The organism is Bifidobacterium asteroides (genome assembly GCF_003202695.1).
GTDB classification, from domain to species: Bacteria; Actinomycetota; Actinomycetes; order Actinomycetales; family Bifidobacteriaceae; genus Bombiscardovia; species Bombiscardovia asteroides_G.
The window spans coordinates 228,222-252,394 of record NZ_QGLL01000008.1; the positions used below are offsets into that span (position 1 = coordinate 228,222).

A 24,173-nucleotide genomic window follows, 5' to 3' on the forward strand; every position below is an offset into this window, starting at 1 on the left:
GGTTTATGGGGCGAACGTGTTCCCGCACCGGGATATCCTGTCGCACACGCACCCCGACTGTCCCTGTGCCTCTGCCTTTGGGGCTGGCAGGAGATTCTCAGCCATACCAAGGCCATCCTCGGCAACGCCGAGCACACCGGACTCACAGAATGATGATTTTCTCATGGAAGTGTCCCTATAAAATCAGGAATTCGCCCGCAATGCGGCGGTCGACATCGACAACAGGACCGCCCGGCTCGAAAGGCCGTCAACACCATGGTCCTTCGACTGGGTACTCGCCATCTCCAACACGCCGTCGGTCTGGACAGACAAGTCAAAAATCCTCAACAGGCTCAATAAACCAACCGCTTAAAGACTGTCAGTCTCAGTGTGACGATGCTCCGATTAGGCTGATGCCGTGCAATCCATTCCCCGTAAGAACGGGGAATGGAGGATCGTCGCTATTATCTATTCTTGAGTATTGCTCGTCTTATTGATAAAAGCGAGGCACCAGCAAGCATGAGCCCAATAGCGGTGACAACAAGCGTGCCGCTGTCTTGCCCGGTGTTAGGCAGACCTCCCGAGTTTGCACCGGAGCTATGCAGGGTTCCCGGTTTCCACATGGCGTACAGGACGATATCGTTGTCCGGCATGGTATCGGTAGTAAAATCCCATGCTTTCTGTGGAGGATCCTTTTCGATGCTCCAACCTGCAAACGTATAGCCAGGACGCGTGGGTTGCTCTTTCGGTTCCGGTATGGTGCTTCCTAGGGCAACATTTTGCATGCCTGGGGCAGCACTGTTTCCCCCATTCACATCGAATGTGACAGTATGGGTGCCGACTGACTGCCATTGCGCGAACAAGGTGATATCTTCGCCGCCTGGAGCGTCTTTGGAGAAGTCCCACCATACTCCGCTGGCGTCTGCCTTGGTGTTCCAGCCGACAAAGGTATATCCAAGTCTTGTCGGGTTTGTTGGTGCTCGCACCAGATCTACCGATACGAGATTCTGCGCGACCGGTGTTTTACCTATGCCTCCGTTGAGGTTGAAATTCACGGTTGAATAGAAATCATTGTTCTTTTGGAAGAATGCGGTGCCGAGTGCTGTATCTCTACTGGCAAGTCCAAACAGGAATGTCGAGTAATCGATGCCTTGTACCGAATCAGCCTGCCAGTCAGGCTGCGTTAAGCTATACCGCCAAAGGATCTTTTTCGACGTATCCGACTGTAGGCTGTACACGCCCTTGTTCTGTCTGTATAAATTCAGAAGATCTTCAGTGCCGCTCGGATTTATTGGAAGGAATCCTGAAATGATCTGAGGAGATACAATCTTGAATTCATTGTTGTTAATCGAGTCCGCATGGTATCCCACGGGTGCTGGTGCTGTTCCGGCCCCATTGCCCCACTCGTAAGGAGCGAGGCCTTCATCTGCCGCCCAAAGCTTGTCGGCTTTGCATGCATTGATCATATATGACTTATATTCGTCAGACTTCGAGAACATGTTGACCATGTAGTACGGGAACAGAAGCGTGAATGACGACATGTAGTGATCGGTGCCATCTGTGAGAAGCTTGAGACCCTGATAATCCTTGGTGAGGAGGTTGGCTGGAGTGGCGTATTTATTCTTCCACAATTGAGCAGCTTTGCCTTCTGGCTTGTCGATGTTCTGGTTATAGGCAAGCCAAGCCACGATAATATACTCATTGTAAGGAAGCGTTACAGCTTTGCTGTCCCCCGTTCCGTCCGCATTCATGATCATGTAGATTCCGCCGGTATTCGGGTCTGCTATGGCTGCGCCGAAATCGATGGAATGATACAGTTTGGCGACCATCGTGTTGAGTTCTGGATCATTAAAGTAGTTGGCGGCGAATAGAGCCCCTGTCACAAAAATTGCTGTGTCAATGGTGCTGAACTCTGAATTCCATTCTCGATGGCCATCTTCCAAATTGATAAAATGACGGAAATACCCGTTGGTGGTCCGCTCGGCGTGGAATCCTGGTGTGAGCCCGGTCATCGTTCGGATCGTCGTTTTCACATTGGAAAGAGCTTGAGGCTCCCAGCCTTTTTTGTGAGCAATAGCTTCCGACATGAGCCCGATGCCGGAGGCTGCGATGGAGGATGGATGATATGGCGGACTATCAGTAAGTAATATGCTGTCCCTGTATATGCCTTTCTCATTTCGCAAGTCCTTAAACACCTGATAGCTATTGCTAAACAATGTATCTAACGTGTCTGCCTCCGCAGCGTTATCTTGTTGACTGATTTCATCAGCGCGAGCAGGATACGCAGAGGATGCAAACGGTATCGCCAATAAAGATAATGCCAATATGGGCGCAAGTATTAGCCGGGTGTATTTATACGCACTCTTCATGTCGAGAAAACTCCTTTATTAGGATGGGAGGGGCTCTGCTGCTTTGCAAAGCTCAATAGTCAACTCTATCTGAATGCATCAAGAGCGCAATGAAAAAAGGGCCATTCCGGGCATGAAACATGTAAGTATTTTTTTCATTCTTACATGTGGCTATGGTCCCATCTGATCTGTGTATTATGTCTTCTGAGATATGCCCGATTTCAGCGATCGCGACGATGCGACCACCCGTCCGAAAGCGTGGCGGCAGCAGCATAGCGATACCAGCCAGGAACGCAACCAGCGCATCCGTACACTCCCCGAGCAAGGTAAAGATGCGATCTTCGACGCTCCGCCGAATCTCAGCAGGGCAGTAAGCTCCTCGAAGCCCGGCACAAGAAGATCGAGCGGATGCCTGCACACTCAAATGCAAGGCACCCATACAGGTGGTGCGAGCGCTCGACCGAAGTCGGCAGTGAAGATGATGCCAATCTATTTCCCCATGCAGGACAGTATGCATTTAGTATACATTTTGAGTCTAAGCCCCCATGTCAGCAAGCATAAGAAAACCCCTGCAGGCTTGGTGCTCGTAGGGGTTTCGTCTGGTGGGGCCTCAGGGGCTTGAACCCTGGACCGAACGATTATGAGTCGTTTGCTCTAACCGACTGAGCTAAGGCCCCACGCCGATCGTACCGGCCAGAGTCATGGTATCAAAACGACTCGTCATCAACCAGATCCGGGTTGTCGAACCTATTTGGCGACCTGATTGTAGACAGGCAGACCCATGTACCCGAAAGGAGCCTGGCGGACCTGTTTGCCGGCCACTGCCGAGACCTTCCTGTACCAGAGCGGCAGCACTGGAAGATCCTTGAAGAGCACAGCCTCGGCCTGGCGGTAATCCTGCATGGCTTCGTCCTGGTCGGACTTGGAGGCAGCTCGAGAGAGGATGGCATCATATTCTGCACTTTTGTAATCCCCGTTGTTCAGCCCCTTGCCATCAGCCTGGCTGGAGGCATAACCCTGAACCAAGTAGCCCTCGGGATGGGGATAGTCCGAGGTGATGCCCGAATTGAAAATGCTGTTGATCTGACGGTTATGAACCGCCGTATTGAATTCCTTGCCGGTCGGGAAGATATTCGGTTCCGTCTTGATCCCCAGAACCTGGGCGTACTCATGCAGAACCGCATCTACCCAGTCCTTGTCGGTCCCGTCGGCGCTGTACGCGATGCGAAGCGTGCCCTTCCAGGAAGATATGGCGTCAGCCTCCTTCCAAAGTTTACGAGCCTGGTCCGGATCGTGGCTCAGCACCTCATTGCCTTTGAGGCCGGCGGCATTCCCCTTGATGGTGGGGGCAAGAAAATCAGTAGCCGGTGTCACCGAACCGGCGAAGACCTTGTCTGCTATTTCCGCGCGATCCAGGGCATATGACAGGGCCGCCCGGCGAAGGGCGCCTTCCTGCCCCTGGAAATGCTCCAAGCCTTGCGGGATGGTCAGGGATCGGAAGGCCGGCCCCGGCTTGATCAGGGGCTGCAGGTCCGAATCGGCACGGAAGGTTTTCAGGCGGGAGACCGGAACCGTATCAAGCAAGTCCAGGTGGCCGGCTTCAACATCGGCATAGGCGGCATCAAGGCTCTGGTAGTCCCTGAACTCCAGGCTTCCGTTCCGAACCTTGCGCGGCCCTTTGTATGCAGGATCCTTCTCCAGCCTGATTGCCTGATTGGGCACCCATGATTTGAAGCGGTAGGGCCCATTCCCGATCGGTTTCTTGCCGAAGGCTTTGATGTCCTTGTAGGCGGACGCGGGCAGGGGAAGGAAGGCTACATCTCCCACCTTGTAGGGGAAGGAGGAATCCGGCTTGCTCATGGTCACCTCCAGAGTCAGGTCGTCAACCACCCGAAGACCAGACAGAGGGGTCTTGGGGTCGCCATGCTCATCCTGCACCTGCTCGTACCCGGCAATGGTCGAAAAAGCCGAGGCCCCCAGCTGCCCATTGGCTGCATTCGCGGCAAAAGACCACGAATCCGCGTAGGTCTTGGCGGTGATCTTCTCCCCATTGCTGAACGTGAGTCCTGGTTTGAGGACGATCGTGTACCGGCTTGCATCCTCATTGGGAGTAATCGATTCGGCCTCGACCAGGGTCATCCCGCCTTTGGCGTCGAAGGTGACCAACCCATCGAATAGCTGGGTCACCACCTTCCAGCCCGCGGTGTCGTTGGTGCTGGAGGGAATCAGAGGAGCCGCAGGTTCGGCATTGTTGACGCTGATGGCAGCATGGGGGTCGATTCTGTCTTCGTGGGAAGCCTGGGAGGTGCCGCAAGCGCCCGCTGCCAGGATAAGGGGCAACACCGCTGCTGCGAGGTAGGAACGAAGCTTGGTCATAGGAGGACCCTTCCTGCCCGGTACGGGCTGTCACAGCTGCACAACAAACCTATAGTCAATGCAGTCGGTTTGGCGAGGATGCCGATGTTCAGACCTGCCTGACATCCCGCCCGGATGCCAGCCGATCCAGCGCACCGGTGCTGCCGATGGCCCGGAAGAGGAACCAGCTGGTCAGTCCAGCCAGGACCACTCCGCTGATCAGTTCGCAGATGGTGCCGATGATCCCTCTCGGGCTGAGGAGGGAGACCCCCTGATAGTAGAAGGCCAGGAGAAAAGCGTTATACACCAGCGCTATCAGAATTCCACCCAGAACGGTAGTTCCCAGGGTCCACCGGCGGTAGCGGAATATTCCGAAGGCCAACTCCGCGCAGAGGGCCTCGACGATGGCCTCCACAAAAATCATCGGCACGTTATAGGCGTTGCCTGGCAAAATCTCGACCAGGACGCTGATGATGCCAACATAGACGGCCGCGCCAGGCTTGCGCAATATCAGCAGGGACAGAGTGCAGGGAAAATAGAAGATCCCATGCAAAAGGGCGGCCATACCGGGAAGAAGGGCCGTCATCAGCGGGAATATCCACGAGGCGAGCAGGCTGGCCAACCAGTAGATCAGCCCTGACACCGCGCCCAGTCCGGCGCCGACCGCAATGTCAAGCGGTCTCCAGCGCAACCGATGAGCTGCGGAAATCCGACCCTGCTGCTGTTTCGCCGTCATTGAGACTCCCTTACGGCCGTCATAGAGCGGACGGCCCGTTCCTCATGCGCACAGCGATATGACGCAGCCTGCCCATGCCGACAAAGGCCCGTCCGGCGTTCCTTGACCTGCGCATGCCGGGCGGGAACGTCGACTCAAGGCTACCCCGACCACAGCTGCAGAACCAGGGCCGGGTCATAGGTCTTGTTTATAAGCGGCCATCCGCCCACTCCACCTTGCTTATCAGCCCGGCGCATAAGTCAGAAGTTCCCACTACCATGAATGCAGTTTGCACTGTCTCTCTATGGTACTGTGAGGTAGCTTCTTGGCCGAATTCATTTATCAGATGATCAAGGCGCGCAAGTCCTTCGGCGACCGCGTCATCCTGGACGATGTAACCCTGAGTTTCCTGCCCGGCGCCAAGATTGGCGTGGTGGGCCCCAATGGCATGGGCAAATCCACCCTCCTGCGGATCATGGCCGGCCTGGACACGGTCAGCAACGGCGAAGCACAGCTCACCCCCGGCTATACGGTAGGCATTCTCCAGCAGGAGCCGCCCCTGGACGAGGACAAGACCGTGGGCGAGAATATTCGTATGGCCTTCGGCGACATCATGAGCAAGGTGGACCGATTCAATCAGATCGGCGAGCAGATGGCCGACCCCAACGCCAATTATGATGCTCTCATGACCGAGATGGGCCAGCTTCAAGAGCAGATCGATGCCGCCAATGGCTGGGATCTTGACTCCCAGCTGGATCAGGCCATGGATGCCCTGCAGTGCCCCGACCCGGACACCCCGGTCTCGGTCATCTCTGGAGGCGAGCGCCGCCGGGTGGCTCTATGCCGCCTGCTGCTGGAAGCACCTGACCTGCTTCTGTTGGACGAGCCCACCAACCACCTGGATGCCGAGTCCATCCTCTGGCTGGAACAGTACCTGCACACCTACAAGGGCGCCGTCCTGGCCGTGACCCACGACCGGTACTTCCTGGACAACGTAGCTGAGTGGATCTGCGAGGTCGATCGCGGCCACCTCTACCCCTACCAGGGCAACTACTCCACATACTTGGAGACCAAGGCCAAGCGTCTGGAGGTCCAGGGGCAGAAGGATGCCAAGCTGGCCAAACGGCTCAATACCGAACTGGAATGGGTCCGTTCCTCGCCCAAGGCCCGTCAGGCCAAGAACAAGGCCCGTCTTGAGCGTTACGAGCAGATGGAGAACGAGGCCCGGAACAACAAGAAGCTGGACTTCTCCGAGATCCAGATTCCGCCGGGGCCCCGTCTGGGCTCCAAGGTGTTGGAGGCCGAGCACATCCATAAGGCCTTCGGCGACCGCGTTCTGATCGACGATCTGAGCTTCACTCTGCCCAGAAACGGCATAGTGGGCGTCATCGGCCCCAATGGCGTGGGCAAGTCCACGCTCTTCAAGACCATCGTGGGCCTGGAGCCGCTGACATCGGGCTCCTTGGAGGTCGGCGACACGGTCAAGATCTCCTATGTGGATCAGAACCGCGAGGGCATCGATCCTAACAAGAACCTCTGGGAGGTGGTATCCGGGGGGCTGGACTTCATCGAGGTCGGTGGCGTCGAGGTGCCCACCCGCGCCTACGTGGCATCCTTCGGCTTCAAAGGCTCGGATCAGCAGAAACAGGCCGGTGTCCTTTCCGGCGGCGAGCGCAACAGACTGAACCTGGCACTCACTCTCAAGCAGGGCGGCAACCTCCTTCTGCTGGACGAGCCAACCAACGACTTGGATGTGGAGACCCTGGAAAGTCTGGAAAACGCCCTGCTGGCCTTCCCCGGCTGCGCTGTGGTCATCTCGCACGACCGCTGGTTCCTGGACAGGATCGCCACCCATATCCTGGCCTGGGAAGGCACAGACGAAAACCCGGCCTCCTGGTACTGGTTCGAGGGCAACTTCCAGGCATATCAAGAGAACAAGGTCAAGCGTCTGGGTGAGGAGGCCTCCAGACCCCACCGCATCCACCGCAAGTTGACCCGCTGAGCAAAACATCACAAGAGAGGGAGGGCCAAGGAGAAGTATGAGCACGGCAGATGAATCACTGGTCCGAGCCATCGCTGCTCTGGATGTACAAGAACAGCAGCCTGTCGATGGCCGTTCCCGCTTTCGGGGCGAATCGCTGGACTTTCCCACTGGTCGCCTCTACGGGGGCCAGCTGCTGGGCCAGGCCATCATGGCTGGCGGACGGACTGTGCCCGGAGGTCGACTGCCCCACTCGATGCATGCCTATTACCTGCGTACGGGACTCCTGAAGCAGGACATCCAAGCGGAAGTTGAGACCATTCGCGACGGGCACTCCTTCTCCTCCAGGCGAGTTGATCTGCGTCAGGGGGAGCGGACCATCCTGAACGCCCTCCTCTCCTATCAGCAGGTCGGCCAGGAGGGTATCCACTATGGCGATCCCATGCCGACCGGTCTGCCAAATCCGGAGGATCTGCCTGGCTCCCGGGAACAGATGGAACCCTATGCCGACCAGTCCCCCTTCGCTGACTACTATGCTCATCAGAGCCCCTTCGACCTCCGTCATGTGGGCGGTACGGTCCTGTTGGACGATGCAGAAAACAGTGATTCCGGGGATGACGGCAGAAGTCGCCAGGCCGTTTGGAGCCGCACCCAGGGAAAAGCCGACCTGGACCCGCTGATGCGCCGGGCCCTGCTGGCCATGGAATGCGATCAGATCATGATGGAACCCGCCCTGCGTCGTGCTGGGCTGAGCATGACCACTCCGGGGATTTCCTTCGCCTCCATCGACCATGCTATGTGGTGGTATCAGGATCTAGACCCTTGTGACTGGCACTGCTTCATTCAGGAGTCCCCTGTGGCCGCCCACGGCCGCAGCCTGTGCATAGCCAAGGTCTACACCCGTCAGGGTGATCTAGCAGCCTTCATGGTTCAGGAAGCCATGATCAGGGTGCCTAAGGACTGATCTACTGATCTACTGATCTACTGATCCCTTGCTGAAGCTTTTGCCGCAGCAACCGGTAAAAGCTTCAGCGATAATTGTCCCGACGAACCAGGAAATTTCTCAGCACCGTCACCAGCTGGTTCAACTGCGCCGATCATCCACCGAGTCAGCCTGCTTCTCGGCAGCATCAGCCGCATCAGCCATGGGTCTGCGCGTGGACTTGCGTCCGTCAGGTTTTTCAGGACCGTCGTTCGGGGGCAACTGGCAGAGCCACTCCCCCACTGCTCCGGCCGCCACATCAATCAGACAGACCAGGGATGCGACCAGGCACTCCTGCATGACCCGCGCGTAATAAGGCGCGGCTGCATGGCCCATGCTGATCAGTGCCTGACTGCCATACCAGCCCAAAAGGGCAGCACAGGCAATTCCCAAGGCCTTGCTCATGATCAGCACGTTGACCGCGAAGCGCAAATCCATCTCCTTGCGGTCTCCCTTGGCGTAACGATGCACTTGGAAGGCCATGATCAGGATTGCCAACCCCAACAGGAAGAGCAACAGGATGACCAGCCAGGGAACCCCCATGAGGTCCGTCCTAGTGGACATGCCCAGTTCCGAGATTCCAGCGCCTCCCATCAGGCCTAGGACCAGGGCGACCAGATAGTGCACAAGCGGGGTGCGGCGAGCTTTCATGACAGTCCGTCCAGAATCCAGTCCTCCGAAACCATGCTGATGCGATCACGGTCAGGAGCACGGTTGGCCAGACTCGCCAGACAGGATCCGCCAGCTCCGGGCAGGCAATGCTCAGGCTCCAAATAAGCCCAAGGCACTAGAATGCGCGATGGGGCGTCAGAGGTCAGTAGAGGCGGGCGGTCCTGAGCAGAGGGAAGCGAGCCGTCCGAGGTCTCCACCTCCACCACGTCTGCATCCAGTCCGCCAATCTTTCTGATAGGGGCGGCCACCATATCCAGAGCTGACCGCAGCCCCTCCAGATCCAGCGGCGTCTGCAGGATCACCACGGCCGATAGACGCTGGTCTCCCTGTTCATCCCGGTAGGAATACAGGGGCGAGATGCCGACCAGCTGGCTGCCAGGGATCCCATCCAGGGCTGCAAGAGCCCGAAGCATGACCAATCGGTCGGTTCCTGATGCCCCTTCCAGCGCAATCACATCACGCATCAGAAGACCCTGTGCTTTGGATTCCTCAGTAGCCAGCTGGCTGGAAGCTTCATCCTCATTTTCAGGATATGAGGACAGGACGTCCTGTCTGGACGCGGTAACAGGATGACGCAGCCGCGCCCGTGCCGCTTGACCTGGATCGTCCTGACCAGACAGCAGGAGCGAGGGGTGTCCTAGCACAGCATGCCCGTCGCCGTTTACGCGTCCAGACTCCATGCTGCCCGGATTGCCTTGTATCTGATCGGCAGCCGCCCGCTCCAGGGTGACCGCCACCTGAAAATCGACACCTGTTCCCTGATCAGCGCCCAAACGAGTGACTGTGACCCGGGTGCGGCGGATCTGGTGGGAGAGCAGGATGGCATCAGCCACCTTGGCGGTCAGGGATTCCAGAATCTCGTCAATCGGCTCCTTGCGAATCAGATTGACGATCCTGCGAACGATCTGCACATAGTCAACGGTCTGAGTGCCGTCGTTGAGTCTGCCTGCCTCACTCAAATCCAGGTAGAGCACGGCATCGACCTGGTAGCCGGATCCAGACCCTTGATCGTCATGCAGGGGTGCAGCCTTGATGGAGCTCAGACGGATGGAATCCATGTTGTACGCCCCTCCCTTGCCTTGGAACATTCACTGCAGAAAAGCCCGAAACCATATACAAGGCGCCGGGCCAATTCCGAATTCAGCGCTGGTCTTCTGCAGACGACCCGTTTACGCTGCGTCTGAGCTCCTCAGGAATCTCCACAGGAGGCTGCTCAGAGTCCGGCCGATCCGGTGCGGACAGCCAGAGCTGACGCTCAGGAGCCTTGCGCAGACCAGCGAAGACAGCAGCCAGCTCATCCTTGTTCAGAGTCTCTTTGACCAGCAATTGTCGAACGAGCTCGTCGAGCACGTCACGGTTCTCGGTGATGATCCGCCAGGCCTCTTGGTGGGCCGTCTCGATAAGATCGTGGACTTCCTCATCGATGGCTTCGGCCGTTTTCTCCGAATAGTTGTGAGGCTTCAAAGCATCAAGCCCGGAATCCTGGTCGTTCTCATCGGCCCACTTGATGGCTCCCAGCTTGGATGAGAAGCCATACTGCAGCACCATCTGCCGGGCAATGCTGGTGGCCTTCTCGATGTCATTGGATGCGCCGGTAGTCGGGTCATGGAAGACCACCTCTTCTGCCACGCGGCCGCCCATGGCGTAGGCCATCTGATCCAGCAACTCGTTGCGAGACTGCGAATAGCGGTCTGTGGTGGGCATGACTGCGGTATAGCCCAGGGCCCGCCCGCGCGGCAAAATAGTCACCTTAGTGACCGGGTCTGTGTGGTGCAGGGCCGCCGCCACCATGGCGTGGCCGCCCTCATGGTAGGCAGTGTTGCGCATTTCAGCCAGAGCCATGCCCTTGGTCCGCCGACGAGGTCCGCTCAGCACACGGTCGATGGCCTCGTCGATGGCTCGGTTATCGATCAGCTGAGCATCGGAACGCGCAGTCAGCAGGGCCGCCTCGTTGAGCACGTTGGCCAGGTCGGCGCCGGTGAAGCCGGGCGTGCGCACGGCCACGGTATGCAGATCCACATCAGGCACGAAGGGCTTGCCCTTGGCATGGACCTTGAGGATGGCCTCACGCCCCTCCAGATCCGGAGCCTCCACGGCCACCTGGCGGTCGAACCGACCGGGCCTGAGCAGTGCAGGATCCAGAATATCGGGGCGGTTGGTGGCTGCGATGATGATCAGGTTGGTGTCGTTGTCGAAGCCGTCCATCTCGACCAGGAGCTGGTTCAGAGTCTGCTCGCGCTCATCGTGACCGCCGCTCATGCCGGATCCGCGCTTGCCGCCCACTGCGTCGATCTCGTCGATGAAGATGATGGCCGGGGCATTCTTCTTGGCCTCGTCGAACAGGTCACGCACTCGGGACGCTCCCAGACCAACAAACATCTCGACGAAGTCGGATCCTGCCATGGAGTAGAAGGGCACGCTTGCCTCGCCAGCGATGGCCCTGGCCAACAGGGTCTTGCCGGTTCCAGGCGGACCATAGAGCAGAACCCCTCGGGGTATGCGAGCACCCAAAGCCTTGTACTTGGACGGATCCTTAAGGAATTCCTTGATCTCCTCAACCTCCTGGACGGCGGCCTCCTCACCGGCCACGTCCGAGAACTTGGTCTTAGGGGTCTGCCCGTCGTTCAGCCTGGCGGAGTTCTTCTTGCCACCCATCCCGAACATGCCGCCGCCGGCCGCCGAGGACATGCGCGAGAGCAGGAACCAGAAGACTCCCAGAATGATCAGCATGGGAAGAATGGAGGAGATCAGGTAGCTCATCATGCTGGTCTGCGGCACCACCGAGTTGTACCCCTCGGAGGGCTTGGCCTTCTCGACGGCCTTGACCACCTGCTCCCCCTGGGCCTCCACGTAGTAGAACTGTACGTCCTTGCCGAAGTTCTTAGAGGTGCGGTTACCGCGGAAACCGGGCACATCCTTGACGAAGTCGGTATTGAGCTTGAGCTCGACAACCTGCATCTTCTCGGTGATCTCGGCCTTCCTGACCATGCTGCTGCGGTCGTTCAGCAGCTCCAGGCCGTCCTGCGTGTCGATGGTCTGGGCGCCGTTCTGACTGCTGAAGAAACCGAAGATGGCCAGAATGATGACCACGGCCAGGATTCCCCAAAGCCAAGGGGAATGCCAGAAGGAACGGTTGCCCCCGTTGGATCCAGAACCGTTGCTGCCCAAATTAAAGTTGAAGGGGTTGTTGCCCTTATCCCGGTTGTCCCTGTCTCCATTGGGCGGACCCTGCTGCGGTCCCTGCGAGTAGCTCATGACTGCCCCCTCTGATCCTGTTCCTGAGTCGGGTCCGCATATTCTTCGGACCTCAGTACGGCTATCGAGTCCAGATTACGGTACTGCTCGTCGTAATCCAGCCCGAAGCCGACAACGAATTCGTCGGGTATGGCGAATCCCGGATACTTGACATTCACCTCAACCTCGTGCCGAGAGGTCTTGTCCAGCAGGGTGAAGATCTCCACAGATGCAGCTCCTCGCTCCTTGAGACGCTCAACCAACCAGTGCAAGGTGTAGCCGGAATCGATAATATCCTCAACAATCAGAATATGCCGACCGCGCACATCACAGTCCAAATCCATCCTGATGTCCAAGTCGCCCTCGGAGACGCTGGTTTTGCCAGCCGGATAGCTGGAGATGCTCATGAACTCGATCTGAACCGGAATGGTAACAGCCTGTGAGAGGGCGGCAAGCGTGTTGAAGGCCCCCTTGAGCACGGCCAGCATGATCGGGTTCTTGTCCCGGTAATCCCGGCTGACCTGCTCGGCCGTCCGGTTGATCAGCTCCTTTATCCGTTCCTTGGACACCAGTTCATGGTCGATATGGGATTGAATATCAGCGATGCGCATGGTCCCCATCATTGCATATGAGAATGACTTGACCCTTGCGGATTGCTGTATGGGAGCTGGGAAATCGGGGACCCTGCTGGCCGTGCCATCGACAGACCAAGTCATCCAGAGCCCGAACCTGCACAGCTGTGAAACGAATGCCCAGCCTGGTCAGCACCTGAGCCAGCAGGCGGGTGCGCAGGGCCGGATGACAGTCGGACAACCCGTGGGCATCCAAGCGAGCCAGAACCCCTTTAGCCCTCTGATCCGAATCAGGGCGGGTAACCAGTCGCCGGAACAACTCATCCACCTGGGTATCCAAATACTCCTGATCCAGACGTGCCATGTCCGCCCCCAGGGCAAGACGGCGCACCATGTCCCGGCTAGCGAAGCGATTCAACTCGGGCAGCAGGTCGTGACGGATTCGCGAGCGCAGCGGCATCGTCTTGGGAAGCGTACGGTCAGCCGGCTGATCATCGCCGTTGGTGGGGTCGTCCCACCAGCTGATCCCCTGCTGGCGGCAAATGGCCGTGGTATCCTTCCGGTCCAGGTCAAGGAATGGGCGAAGGTAGCGCATCCCTCCACGCTCCACACGCCGAGCCATGCCAGTGATGGCCTCCAGCCCCTGGGAACGGATCAGGCCGATCAGCACCGTCTCGGCCTGATCGTCACGGGTGTGCGCCAGAAGGACGGCCCTGGCACCCAGTTCGAGGGCCTGCTCGGAGAGGGCCTGGTAGCGGACCACACGGGCATCGGCCTCAGTGCCAGCCGAAGTGACAGGCACATCCACTCTGGTGACGCGGACCGGATTCAACCCCAGCTTCCGGCAGGTTCCAGCCGCGCGCTCGGCGATCCGATCCGAATCAGGCGCCAGGCCGTGATCAATCAGCAGGGCACCGCACCGCAGCCCGTTCATATCGGCCGCCAGGTGGGCTACACAGGCCAAGGCCAAGGAGTCCCGACCTCCTGAGCAGGCCACCAGAATCAGAGGAGCATCCGGATCAGGCTGATGCACCCCGTGATGGGCAAACCGTCGATCCTGCAAGCCCAGGCCCTCCCGGTCCAGGGTTGAGCGCAGGAGCCCCACCGCCTTTTTCATCTCCGCTGAATAGACCATAGTCCAAGCCGTTTCCCGCTCAGAGCCGATCCAAGGATCCGACCAGGGTGTCCACAGCATGCCTGGCAGCAGCCGCATCCTCGGGGTCGTTGACGACTACAGCAAAGACCAGAACGCCGCCGGAGCGTCGAATCACATTGCCTGCCAGCGAAGTCACATGATCCAAGGTTCCGGTCTTGGCCCGGATCAGCCCGTCGGCCTGATTGTCTATTTTCCGTCTGGCTGCCGTGCCGGTCAGCCCCACCACCGACAGACCCTTGACCAGAGGGGTCAGGCCCTTCTTGGACAGGGCCAGCTGCTGAATGTCCGCCAAGGTGCCCACCTTTAGGGTGGAACCAGGAGTCAGTCCAGAGCAATCGGCCATGTTGAGGCCCGCAGTGTCCACGCCCAGCTTGCTCAGCGTGCTGGTAACGGCTTTCACCGCCCCGGCTGGGCTGTTGGGCATGTCCAAGGCCAAGGCGGTCAGACGACCGAAAAGCTCAGCCAGGCTGTTATCCGAGTTGCGTAGCATCAGCGACATGACCTCGCTGAGCCGAGCCGAGCGGACACGGGCCAGAACCCTACCCTGAGCATGATCGATACGGTCTGGCGCCTGTGCATTATCCACATGGATTCCGGACTGCGTCAGGCTGTTGGCAAAGACAGCCGCAGCGGCTCCTGCCGGATTCTCGACCCTGGGAAGATAGACCCCGCCTGCGTCCGGATCAGCGTCAGGCTCGGTCCGTCCCTGCCGGGCCTCATCCACGGCCATGGAAACAGACTCCTGGAAGTAGATGCCATCAGGATTGTTGTCTTCGATGCCCTTAGGCATCCGATCATCGCCGAAGAGCGTATCCTGGTAGGCCAATGCCACGCGGTCGATCCCCTGCTTGCGCAGGGCCTGGGCCGTCCGCTCGGCCAGGGTTCCCAGCCCGGCCCGACCATTGACGTGCAGAGGATCATCCTTGCCGGCGCCTAGAAGCATGTCGCCATTACCGCGCAGGGTCAGCGTTGCCGACGAGGAAGAAGAGGAATTCAGCAGCACCTCAGTATCCAGCTGGGACGACATGTCCAGAACTGAGGCGGCAGCTGCGGCGGTCAAGGTCTTCATGGTAGAGGCCGGCTGGCGCGCCTGGTCGGCGTTCTTCTGAGCCAGCACCCGTCCATCAGCCTGCCGCACGACCAAGGAGTATGCATTGCCTAAGCCAGGCGTATCGGCGAAAGCATTGACCAGCTGCTGGACCTGGCCGACATCCACTGCGGGTCCAGGCCGGTCCACGGCTGCAGTTGACGACTCGCCCATCATGACCGCAGCGGGAATCGACGAATGGCTGGTCTTAGCCAAGGTCAGCGGACCGGGCGCCAAGTCAGCCAGGTCCATGCAGGCGTAGCTGACAACCAGCATGATCGCTGCAAGCGCAGTCAAGACCACACGCCAGCGGCGCTTGGTCCGACGACGGCGCGTTATGCGCTGCTGATGTCTGTCACCCAATTGCTCTCTCCCGAACTTGCGCCCGCCGACCGAATTCAACGGAGGCCCGGCGGCACTCATGGACTTCGGATCGGTCGACATCATCCCACTAGCCTAGTACTCGTCCCGAGACGACATCAGGACTGCAGGGAATCGTATCGATCCAGAGTCAGCAGAATGGCCGACTGTCGACGATCGAAGATCCGGGATCCCAAAACTATACCTGCGGCAAGCACAATCAGACCGTTCGCCAATGCGACCGGCACAGGCAGCCAGAGCGGAAGAATCCCGCCCTTGGTCATAGTCGGCAATGCCACCAATATGGTGGGCAGCATAATCACCAGGCTAGCCAGCAATTGCAGCATTGGCAGGAAGCCCTGGGCAACAGCACGTCCCTGCGGCGATGTGAAGGGCAGGTCCATAGAGGGTACCGGATAGATCAGCAGGGCCGAAAAAATCTGGGCAACTCCCAGCCCAGACAGAAGCAATCCTATGGTCGCAGCCAGCAGATCCAGGGAGATGACCAAGTCTCGTCCGCCCTTCATTGCCCCGGAGAGCGCCAAAGTCACCAGCCCGAGGAGGAACATGCAGGGCATAGCCACAATCAGATGGCTGCGGACACGGGACAGCCGGTCCTCACGACCCTTTACTCCCGCAGCTATCTCCATGCGCAGGGCGAGCCCATCGTAGGCCAAGGCGTTGCCCTCGGGAATCTCCAGTATCAGGGCGCCTAAAACCGGTCCCAGCCATATCAGCATGGGCATCTGACGGAAGATTATTGCGTACAGAACCATCAGGACCAGCAAAAGCGGATAGATAGACAGCTTGCGAGAATCCTGACGCAGATAGATCAGAAGCCGTGCGGTCATTGCATCCACAGCGTTCCGGGACCGGCCCAGCATCCCCAGTCCCTTGGAGGCAGTCGACCGCTCAGCGCTCGCCCCAGTGTGCAAACGGTCATGACGCAGACACAGCATGCCGATCATGAAACAGAGAGTCAGCGTGGCCAGCTCCATACACAGACGTCCAGCCAGAGCCCACCATGATCCCGCAAGAAGATCCTCAGGCAGACGGACAGCGGCGCCCAGCGGCGTCCAAGCCAGCAAGTCGGCCACGGACTTCATGGAGTCGGCGTCCACTGCCATGCCATTCATAATCTCACTGCTCAACAGAGAGGGCAGCATGCACAAAACCATGATCACCATGGTGACCAGCAGATAGAGCCCGGATCGGGTGCGCCGAGCAACCATCAGCGTGCCGACCAGGTCCAAAACGGCACGGGACAAGGCCAGCATTACCATGACAGCCAGCAGAGCCGCAACCAAAGCCATGATCGCAGCTCCGACACCCATGCGGGCATAGATGGCCGTCAGAGCCAGAAAGCAGACAAGACCGGTCAATCCCGCAGGCCCGGTCAACCCGGCCAGGTAGAGCCCCAATTGCAACTGACCGTCAGGAATCCCGTAAAGAACGAATCGCGAAGGACTCAGGATCGACCCCTGGCCCAAAAAGATCAGTTGTATCAGGATCACTCCCAAGGTAAGCCCGACCAGGAGCAGGATCAATACAGTCCCCATACGCCGGCGGTCGCTCGGACCGGCGCCGGGCAGCCAGCCCCCTAGCGTCAGCGCAGTCTGCCAAGAGGCCAGACAGATGCCTATGGCCATGAGCAAACTGACAATGGCACCGACCATCTGCCAGGAGGAGTGCTTGATCGTTCCCCAGGTAATGGACCAACGCATGGCGATGATGGTGGTTGTCGTGCTCATTCCGTCTCCTGGTCTTCCTCAGACCCGGAACCGTTCAGCCAAGCGATCCGGCGGGCCTGATGACGGCCGCCGACGAGATCCAGGAAACGATCCTCCAGGTCCTCCCCTGCTGCGACCTGAGCCACTGTGCCATCAGCCCGAACCAGACCATGATTGATGATGGCTACATGAGTGCACATCCGCTCCACCAGGGCCATGACATGCGAGGAAATGACCACGGTTCCTCCAGTATCGACATACTCGACAAGGATGTCCTTGAGATTGGCGCTGGAGACTGGGTCGACCGACTCGAAAGGCTCATCCAGTACCAGAAGTCTAGGGGAATGGATCATTGCAGTGGCCAGGCAGATCTTCTTGGCCATACCGGATGAATAATCGCAGATCCGCTTGCCTGCGGCATCGGTCAGGTCGAAAGCCTCCAGCAGGTCCCTGGCCCTGCTCAGCGCCTCCTCGCGCGGCATTCGACGCAGCATGCCCGAGTAGACCAGCAATTGCAGACCGGTCAGCCTGTCAAAGATCTGGTCACCCTGGGGCATGACGCCGATGATCCGCTTGGCCGTATCCACGTCAGACCATACGTCCCTGCCCAGAATCATGACCTTTCCGGAGTCAGGCGCCAGGAGGCCGGTCACCATGTTCAGCGTGGTGGTCTTTCCCGCGCCGTTGGGGCCGACTATCCCATAGAAGGACCCCCTGGGAATGTCCAGAGAGAGAGCGTTGACAGCAGGCCGGCCCTGGTAGCACTTGACCAGGGCGCGAATAGAGACCGCTGCCTGTGGATCGGGCGGAGGAGCCACTGCCGTCTGGACGGTCATGCTGGCTGATCGGGCTTCATCGGACATGGCCTTAAGTCTATCCCATCACTATCCCGCTCCTGGCCGCCTCCATAATCTAGTTCGCATGTCGGCGGATGCCCGGTCTCAGTGCCCGGAGTGCTCGATGGGCTTCCATCCAGGATTGGCGAAAATAGCCTGGAAGGAGATGGGCAGGTAACTCAGCATGAAGATGGGGAAGCTCAGACAGTACGCGAAAAGCTCCTTGTTGGATGCGCCGATCTTGTCCCGCTCGGCCAGCACAGTCAAAGCAGCCAGGCCCATCAGGGCCAGGACACCAAGAACTCCAGCGGCGATGCCATCTACCAGTGCGGTTACCTGGCTGGTCCAGGTCACGAAACCCAGAGCAGGGAAGAGCAGGCCGAAGAAGCAACGGACCAGGCCTAGGACGGTCAGCGGACAGATGAGAATGGTCAGGTCCACGGCCGAGAAGTCGCGTTCGCGGAAGGCCCGAGAGATCAGAGCAGGCCCGTAGTAGCGAAAGACCTGAAGAAAGCCCTTGCTCCAACGCAACCGTTGCCGCCAGCTCTGTTTGAAGGTGACGGGCTGCTCGTCATAAAGGATTGCCGTGCCGCAATAGCCGATGCGTTCGCCATGCAGGACGGAATCCATAGTGAACTCCAGGTCTTCGGTCAGCAGATGGAACTTCCAGCCGTTGTTGCGCTCCATGACTTCCCTGGAGAACATGAACCCGGTTCCTCCCACATGGCAGCTGGACCCGATGACCATCCTCGAGGTGTTGAGGAACCGGGATTCCCGGATGAACCATAGCGCCGAGCCGGAGGAAACCCAGTTGTCAGAGAAGTTGACTGAGTTGCGGTAGCTGGTCAGTATGCGGAAGCCGGACTGGAAGGCCTTGTTCATCTCTTCGATGTAATGGCGGTCCAGGAGATTGTCCGCATCGAAGACGAAGTAGGCATCGTAGCGGGAGGCAAGGCCCCGCTCAAGAATCCGGTCCAGCAGAAAGGTCAGAGCGTAGCCCTTGCCCACCTGGTTCGGGTCCTGCCGTTCGACCACATGACAGCCCAGGGATCTGGCTAGTCCGGCAGTGTCATCGGTGCAGTTGTCGGCCACCAGCCATATATCGATCATGGAGGATGGATAGGTCTGTTCCTTGATGGAGTTAATCAGATGACCGACCACCTGCTCCTCGTTGCGGGCGGAAATAAGGACGGCGAACCGCTTGTCGAAGGGAGCCTCAGGAAAGACCACCGGCTTGGAGACGAAGGAAATGACGATGCAGATGGCCTGGTAGACGATGCCCACCCCGCCCAGCAGCAGCATCAGGACGTCCAGCACTTTGAGCAGGGCCATCAGCGCCACTCCTTGCGAGGGTTGTCCTCCCCTTCTGAGGCCTCGTCGGATGTCTCGGCGCCTTTGAGCGGCCTGTGCCTTACGGGGGCCGAGGCGGACTTGGGTATGGGCACCGTGGCCGACTCGTCCAGATCCTTGGCCGTCGGCGAGGATGTCGGGTAGAGCTGGCTGGCAATGGTCATGACAGGATCGTCCATCCGGACCCTGGCACTGGTCCCCTTGGCGGACCGGCTGCCAACATGGCTGGCCATCGGCTGGACCACGTGCTCGTTGAAGGCCTCGACGCCCTCGACAACCTTGGACTTGCCGACCGGCTTGGGATCCTGCATGAGCGGGGAGTCGATCAGCTCGTAATGCTTGACCGAGGCCGAGAAGATGGCCTGGAAGCTGGCCGCCAGAGGCAGGGCCAGGAAGGCGCCCAGAGCTCCGAAGACTGCACCCAGTGCCAGTACGGAGAGGAAGGCGATGGCCGGGTTGAGGTCCATGGTCCGTTGGGAGATCTTGGGAGCCAGAATCATGTTTTCGATCTGCTGGTAGATGATGATGTAGACCAGCACGATCACAGCCATCAGCAGTCCGCGGCTCCCCCAGGCCACCACTATGGGAACGGCCCCGCCTATGTAGGTGCCGATCGTAGGCACGAACTGGGATACCAGCCCGCAGAAGAGGGCCAGCGGCAGCCAGTAGGGCACCTTGAGGATGACCAGGAAGACCGACATGCAGGCTGCGGAAATGAGCGCCAGAATGGTCCTGCTGAACAGGAAGCTGGAGATCTGGTCCTGGGCGATGGTCCAGACGAAGAGGAATCGGCGCTGGCTCCTGGGGGCCAGCCACTGGCAGAGGCTGCGGCGCAGCTTGGGGCCTGCCGCGGAGATGTAGTAGATGACCAGCAGGACAGTCATGATATTGATGAAGGACCCTGCCAGCCCCACGGTGGTGGTCAAGGCCTGCCCGGCGAAGTCCGTCACCCAGGAGGTCTGGATGTTCTTGACGATCTCCCCGCCCAGATCCTGCATGGCCGGCAGGTGCCAGGGGGTGCGACTGGCGATGAATTCGGCCAACTGCTCATAGAAGGCCGGCAACCCGTTGGCCATGCCGATGACCTGCTGGACCAGCAGATTGCCGAACAAGCCCATAAGGACGATCACAATGATGATCAGGCCTATCAGGGTGACCACCGATGCTGCGCCCCGCCGCCAACCATGCCTGACCAGCCTGAGCACCAGAGGCTCCATGGCCAGGGAGACGAAGATGGCGATCACCACGTCCAGCACCAGGAATTCGATCTTCCACCAGGAGGAGTAGGCGAACCAAGCCAGAAAGACGGCTATCACCACATAGAGAAGGGCGCGTCCGAACCACTCAGGAGGTCGGCGCGGATCCCCCTTGGGCGGGAAGACCGTCGCGAAATCGAAGCGCTGCTTTTGCTCGTTGGCCATATGTTCCATTATCGCAGGATGGCTGACATGGCGGGCTATGGAGCGCAGGTTGAGCCGACGGTGTATCCGGGCACACGTATCCTGATGGGTATGTTGACCGTTTCCATAGTCATACCCGCCTGGAATGAGGAAGAACGCATTGAGGACTGCCTCCTGAATGCCACTAGGCAGAGTCAGGCCCCCAAGGAGGTGCTGGTAGTCGACAACCACTCCACGGACGCGACGGCCTCCATCGTCCAGCACTTCATCGACGAGAATCCTGACCAGCATGTCAGACTCCTGCATCAGGACAGCGAACAGGGATTGATCCCCACCAGAAATTACGGACTTGACCGGGCAACTGGCGACGTGCTGGGCCGAATCGACGCCGACTGCATGCTCCGGCCCAACTGGGTCGAGGTGGTCTCCGGTATCTTCACCCGGGACCCGGAGGCCATGGGCGCCACTGGTCCCGTGGCATACTACGACATGCCGGGCAAGAGGATCGGACTCAAGGGGGACAACACCATCCGCCGGGCCATCTATCGGGCCGACGATGGGCAATACCTGCTCTATGGCTCGAACATGGCCCTGCGCGCCACAGCCTGGCAGGCCATACGCAACCAGGTCTGCAGGGATAAGGAAGACATCATGCACGAGGATGTCGATATCTCTCTGCATCTGATTGATCAAGGGTTCAAGACGGTCTACTGCAAGGACATGAACGCGGGCATCAGCGCCCGCCGGATGGACACCTCCTTCACATCCTTCCGCCATTACATGCAGCGCTTCAAGAACACCTTCGACGCTCACCCGCAGCACACCAGGGAGCAGAAGCCCGAGCACACCCTATACGCCATCTACCCCATACTCAGAGCCTTCTATCCTGTCTATCAGAAATACCTGGAATCCGCCGACATCAACCCCGCGGAACGCGTCTGGATCCAGGAGCAGATGGAGCTCTTCCACCGACGCGACCAGGAGCTGGACCAGGAGGTTCACTGAGGAGCAGACGGCACACCAGGCTTGCCTGGTCCATAGGGGGCGGGTATCATGGGCACGTTCGCCCCCGTCGTCTAACGGTTAGGACACCAGACTTTCAATCTGACAGCGAGAGTTCGACTCTCTCCGGGGGTACAAGACGCAAGGTGCAGGACGGATGCCAGACAGGGATATGCGGTAATTTCATATTTCTCGGCAAATCCTGAATACAGTTGCTTCAATCAGTGCAGGGTCCATGCCAGCACACGCCTGCAGATCATCAACAAGGAAAATCACTAGCATGGTAAAGACTCAGTCCTTCGAATTTCTGCAGCTTTGCATAGCACAGTCTGCGAGCGTGCGAAAGCAATCAAAACCTGTTGCCATTATTACGCCAGTCTGAATCGTCCTCATCAGCCATGAGGAACAACTGCATCCGAAGGACGCTTACCGGAGGGGGTCCAAAGCTGGATATAGCAGCCTGAACCGACTGTAACCGGCATCGTACACATGACGATTTGCGTCATCGGGAGAATAGACGCCTCCAGCGAGGTTCGCCTCCACCAGCTTCTCCAAGGCCTGCAGATCGGGTTGTGAAGAAGAGCTGGTCACCTTGCCGACAGAGACCAGTTCAGCCAGGGCCACCGCAGGCATGACATGGGCATCATCAAGCGCCTGAACGGGCGCGTCAAGTATATCTGCCAGCATTTGGCACCATTGAGGTTCGCGAGCGCCGCCACCAATCAGGGTGACCCGCTCGATAGGGGTACCCAGCAGGTCGAGCCCCTGGCGAATCGAATAGGACACGCCTTCCAGCGCGGCTCGGGCAAGGTCGCATGCCTCGGTCTCGGAAGAAATGCCGACATAGGCTCCACGAATTGAAGGGTTCATCATCGGGAAGCGCTCCCCCACCAGATAGGGCAGGCAAATTACGCCGCGTGCTCCTGCTGGACTGGATTCCACCAAGTGCCCCATGCGTTGATAAGGGTCGTCGTTCTCGGCCGGACTGCTCCCTGCAAAGACTCCGGTGGCCCAAGCATGCACATTGCCGGCATTGAGGAAGGGCACTGTATTGATGATGCTGCCGGCGCCCAGATAGGCCAGATTGATCATTCCAGGGCGGTCAGTTACAGCTCGATCTGTCACGGTGGCGATCCACCCGGATGTGCCCAAGTTGATATTGAACTGACCAGGGTGGAACACCCCGCCAGCCAGGGTAGATGCCCCGGCATCCCCCATTCCCGCATAGACTATGGTTCCCGGAGCAAACCCCGTGGCAGCGGATGCACCCGGCGTGCTGGTGCCGACGATATCCCATGGAAAATAGAGTTCCGGGAAGATCGCGGCATCCACGCCTGCAGCCTCCAGAATGTTTCTTCTCCACTTTCGCGAACGCAGATCCATGGCGCCTGCTGTGGAGCAGGCTGTCATATCGCCGCAGTAGGCACCAGTCAGCCACCAAATCAGATAATCCTTGGCATCGATGAGCACATGGCGGACCTGCGCATAACGGTCGGGCTGATGCCTGGACATCCACATCAGTTTGACCAGCGGCAGGGACCCATCGCACGGATTCCCCACTACGGTGCGGAAGGACTCATCCCCATAGGTTCCAGTCAGCTCAGCAGACTCGTCTTCGGCCCTGCCGTCCGCGTACAGGATCGCCGGTCCGACTGGCTGCCCCTGCGCATCCAAAGCAATCAGATCCTGCATCTGCCCGCTCATGATGATGCCTGTGATCTGGTCGCTCTTGAAGTGCTCAATGTCCCGCCCGGCCCTGGCCAAAAGGTCACGGGACACCTCGATGAAGGCCTGCAGCCAATCCTCGGGATTCTGCTCAATACGCCCGTCACCGGTGTCAATGGGCAGAAGACCACTGGATGCGCACACCCTGGCAGATCCCCCATCACCCACAAGAACGGCCTTGACCTGCGTGGTGCCCACGTCGAATGCGGCTGTATAGGTCATAGCGGTCATCCTAGGCCTTCCCAACTGCCCGGATGCCGACATAATCCCCTATGTGGACTGCCGCAGTCATCTCTGAGGTCCTGACCAGTCCACCACTGCTTCGACATTGTTCCCGTCCGGATCCAAGACGAAAGCCGAGTAGTACTTGGGATGGTAGTCACGCAGCCCCGGAGCACCATTGTCACGGCCACCGGCAGCGAGCGCTTCCCTGTAGAAGGCATCCACCGTTGCTGCATCGGCGGCCCTGAAGGCTAGGTGCGTCACCGGTGAACCGGTCCCGTCCTCGCTCGGCGTCAGGTAGAAGTCCGAGTGGGCCCCATCGTTCTCTGCACCGAACCCAATGGTGGGCTCATGGCGGACCTTGGCCACGTATCCCAACGGCGCCAAGGCCTTGCTATAGAAATCGACGGAAGCGTGGATGTCCCTAACCTTCAGCGTCAGATGATCAATCATGTCCGTAATTCTAA

General features: G+C 59.0%; 18 protein-coding genes and 2 tRNA genes. 4 read left to right on the forward strand and 16 right to left on the reverse strand.

Annotation, left to right across the window (positions count from 1 at the left end):
• Positions 1-443: 443 nt before the first annotated feature.
• From DKK75_RS05725 to DKK75_RS05740, 4 genes are all read right to left on the reverse strand, one after another.
• The gene (locus tag DKK75_RS05725) at positions 444-2,348 is read right to left on the reverse strand and encodes an InlB B-repeat-containing protein (RefSeq protein WP_110452481.1); all 1,905 of its coding nucleotides are present in this window, start codon (positions 2,346-2,348) and stop codon (positions 444-446) included.
• A gap of 579 nt (positions 2,349-2,927) precedes the next feature.
• A tRNA-Ile gene (locus tag DKK75_RS05730) sits at positions 2,928-3,004 on the reverse strand.
• Between the two features lie 70 nt (positions 3,005-3,074).
• Complete coding sequence (locus DKK75_RS05735) at positions 3,075-4,703, reverse strand: peptide ABC transporter substrate-binding protein (RefSeq protein ID WP_110452482.1); 1,629 nt, start codon at positions 4,701-4,703, stop codon at positions 3,075-3,077.
• A gap of 88 nt (positions 4,704-4,791) precedes the next feature.
• Positions 4,792-5,418, reverse strand: a complete 627-nt coding sequence (locus tag DKK75_RS05740) for an ECF transporter S component (protein WP_110452483.1) — start codon at positions 5,416-5,418, stop codon at positions 4,792-4,794.
• Positions 5,419-5,722: 304 nt separating this feature from the next.
• Between DKK75_RS05740 and ettA the strand changes: the two genes are divergently transcribed.
• Entirely contained in the window at positions 5,723-7,399 is a 1,677-nt protein-coding gene (ettA, locus tag DKK75_RS05745) for an energy-dependent translational throttle protein EttA (protein WP_110452484.1), read from the forward strand.
• A gap of 37 nt (positions 7,400-7,436) precedes the next feature.
• On the forward strand, positions 7,437-8,342 hold the full coding sequence (locus DKK75_RS05750; RefSeq protein WP_110452485.1) for an acyl-CoA thioesterase: 906 nt from the start codon (positions 7,437-7,439) through the stop codon (positions 8,340-8,342).
• A 120-nt stretch (positions 8,343-8,462) separates the two neighbouring features.
• Here the strand turns inward: DKK75_RS05750 and DKK75_RS05755 are convergent, their stop codons facing one another.
• The 10 genes from DKK75_RS05755 to DKK75_RS05800 all read right to left on the reverse strand — a co-directional run bounded on the left by DKK75_RS05755 (position 8,463) and on the right by DKK75_RS05800 (position 20,778).
• Entirely contained in the window at positions 8,463-9,011 is a 549-nt protein-coding gene (locus DKK75_RS05755) for a DUF3180 domain-containing protein (RefSeq protein ID WP_110452486.1), read from the reverse strand.
• A complete protein-coding gene (locus tag DKK75_RS05760) occupies positions 9,008-10,090 on the reverse strand; it encodes a dihydroneopterin aldolase (RefSeq protein ID WP_181414484.1) in 1,083 nt (360 codons plus the stop codon). Before DKK75_RS05760 ends, DKK75_RS05755 begins: the two co-directional genes overlap by 4 nt.
• 82 nt (positions 10,091-10,172) lie before the next feature.
• A complete protein-coding gene (gene ftsH, locus DKK75_RS05765) occupies positions 10,173-12,287 on the reverse strand; it encodes an ATP-dependent zinc metalloprotease FtsH (RefSeq protein ID WP_110452488.1) in 2,115 nt (704 codons plus the stop codon).
• On the reverse strand, positions 12,284-12,877 hold the full coding sequence (gene hpt / locus DKK75_RS05770) for a hypoxanthine phosphoribosyltransferase (protein WP_110452489.1): 594 nt from the start codon (positions 12,875-12,877) through the stop codon (positions 12,284-12,286). Before hpt ends, ftsH begins: the two co-directional genes overlap by 4 nt.
• A complete protein-coding gene (gene tilS, locus DKK75_RS05775; RefSeq protein WP_110452564.1) occupies positions 12,864-13,973 on the reverse strand; it encodes a tRNA lysidine(34) synthetase TilS in 1,110 nt (369 codons plus the stop codon). Before tilS ends, hpt begins: the two co-directional genes overlap by 14 nt.
• A gap of 19 nt (positions 13,974-13,992) precedes the next feature.
• The gene (dacB, locus tag DKK75_RS05780) at positions 13,993-15,528 is read right to left on the reverse strand and encodes a D-alanyl-D-alanine carboxypeptidase/D-alanyl-D-alanine endopeptidase (protein ID WP_110452490.1); all 1,536 of its coding nucleotides are present in this window, start codon (positions 15,526-15,528) and stop codon (positions 13,993-13,995) included.
• A 32-nt stretch (positions 15,529-15,560) separates the two neighbouring features.
• Positions 15,561-17,192, reverse strand: a complete 1,632-nt coding sequence (locus tag DKK75_RS05785) for a hypothetical protein (RefSeq protein WP_110452491.1) — start codon at positions 17,190-17,192, stop codon at positions 15,561-15,563.
• Positions 17,189-18,034 (reverse strand): ABC transporter ATP-binding protein, encoded by an 846-nt coding sequence (locus DKK75_RS05790; protein ID WP_110452492.1) that lies wholly within the window; start codon positions 18,032-18,034, stop codon positions 17,189-17,191. The genes DKK75_RS05785 and DKK75_RS05790 overlap by 4 nt, the downstream gene beginning before the upstream one ends.
• Positions 18,035-18,112: 78 nt before the next feature.
• Positions 18,113-19,339: a glycosyltransferase family 2 protein gene (locus tag DKK75_RS05795; RefSeq protein WP_110452493.1), complete on the reverse strand. Its 1,227-nt coding sequence runs from the start codon at positions 19,337-19,339 to the stop codon at positions 18,113-18,115.
• Positions 19,339-20,778: an AI-2E family transporter gene (locus DKK75_RS05800; protein ID WP_110452494.1), complete on the reverse strand. Its 1,440-nt coding sequence runs from the start codon at positions 20,776-20,778 to the stop codon at positions 19,339-19,341. The genes DKK75_RS05795 and DKK75_RS05800 overlap by 1 nt, the downstream gene beginning before the upstream one ends.
• A gap of 90 nt (positions 20,779-20,868) precedes the next feature.
• Here DKK75_RS05800 and DKK75_RS05805 point away from each other — a divergent pair, with 90 nt between their 5' ends.
• A complete protein-coding gene (locus DKK75_RS05805; protein WP_110452565.1) occupies positions 20,869-21,762 on the forward strand; it encodes a glycosyltransferase in 894 nt (297 codons plus the stop codon).
• 60 nt (positions 21,763-21,822) lie between these two features.
• Positions 21,823-21,894, forward strand: a tRNA-Glu gene (locus DKK75_RS05810).
• A gap of 291 nt (positions 21,895-22,185) precedes the next feature.
• On the opposite strand, the gene DKK75_RS05815 is transcribed toward DKK75_RS05810, so the two are convergent.
• Positions 22,186-23,706, reverse strand: coding sequence for a xylulokinase (locus DKK75_RS05815; RefSeq protein ID WP_181414485.1), 1,521 nt, complete (start codon positions 23,704-23,706; stop codon positions 22,186-22,188).
• A 66-nt stretch (positions 23,707-23,772) separates the two neighbouring features.
• Positions 23,773-24,159, reverse strand: a complete 387-nt coding sequence (locus tag DKK75_RS05820) for a VOC family protein (protein WP_110452496.1) — start codon at positions 24,157-24,159, stop codon at positions 23,773-23,775.
• Positions 24,160-24,173 lie beyond the last annotated feature (14 nt).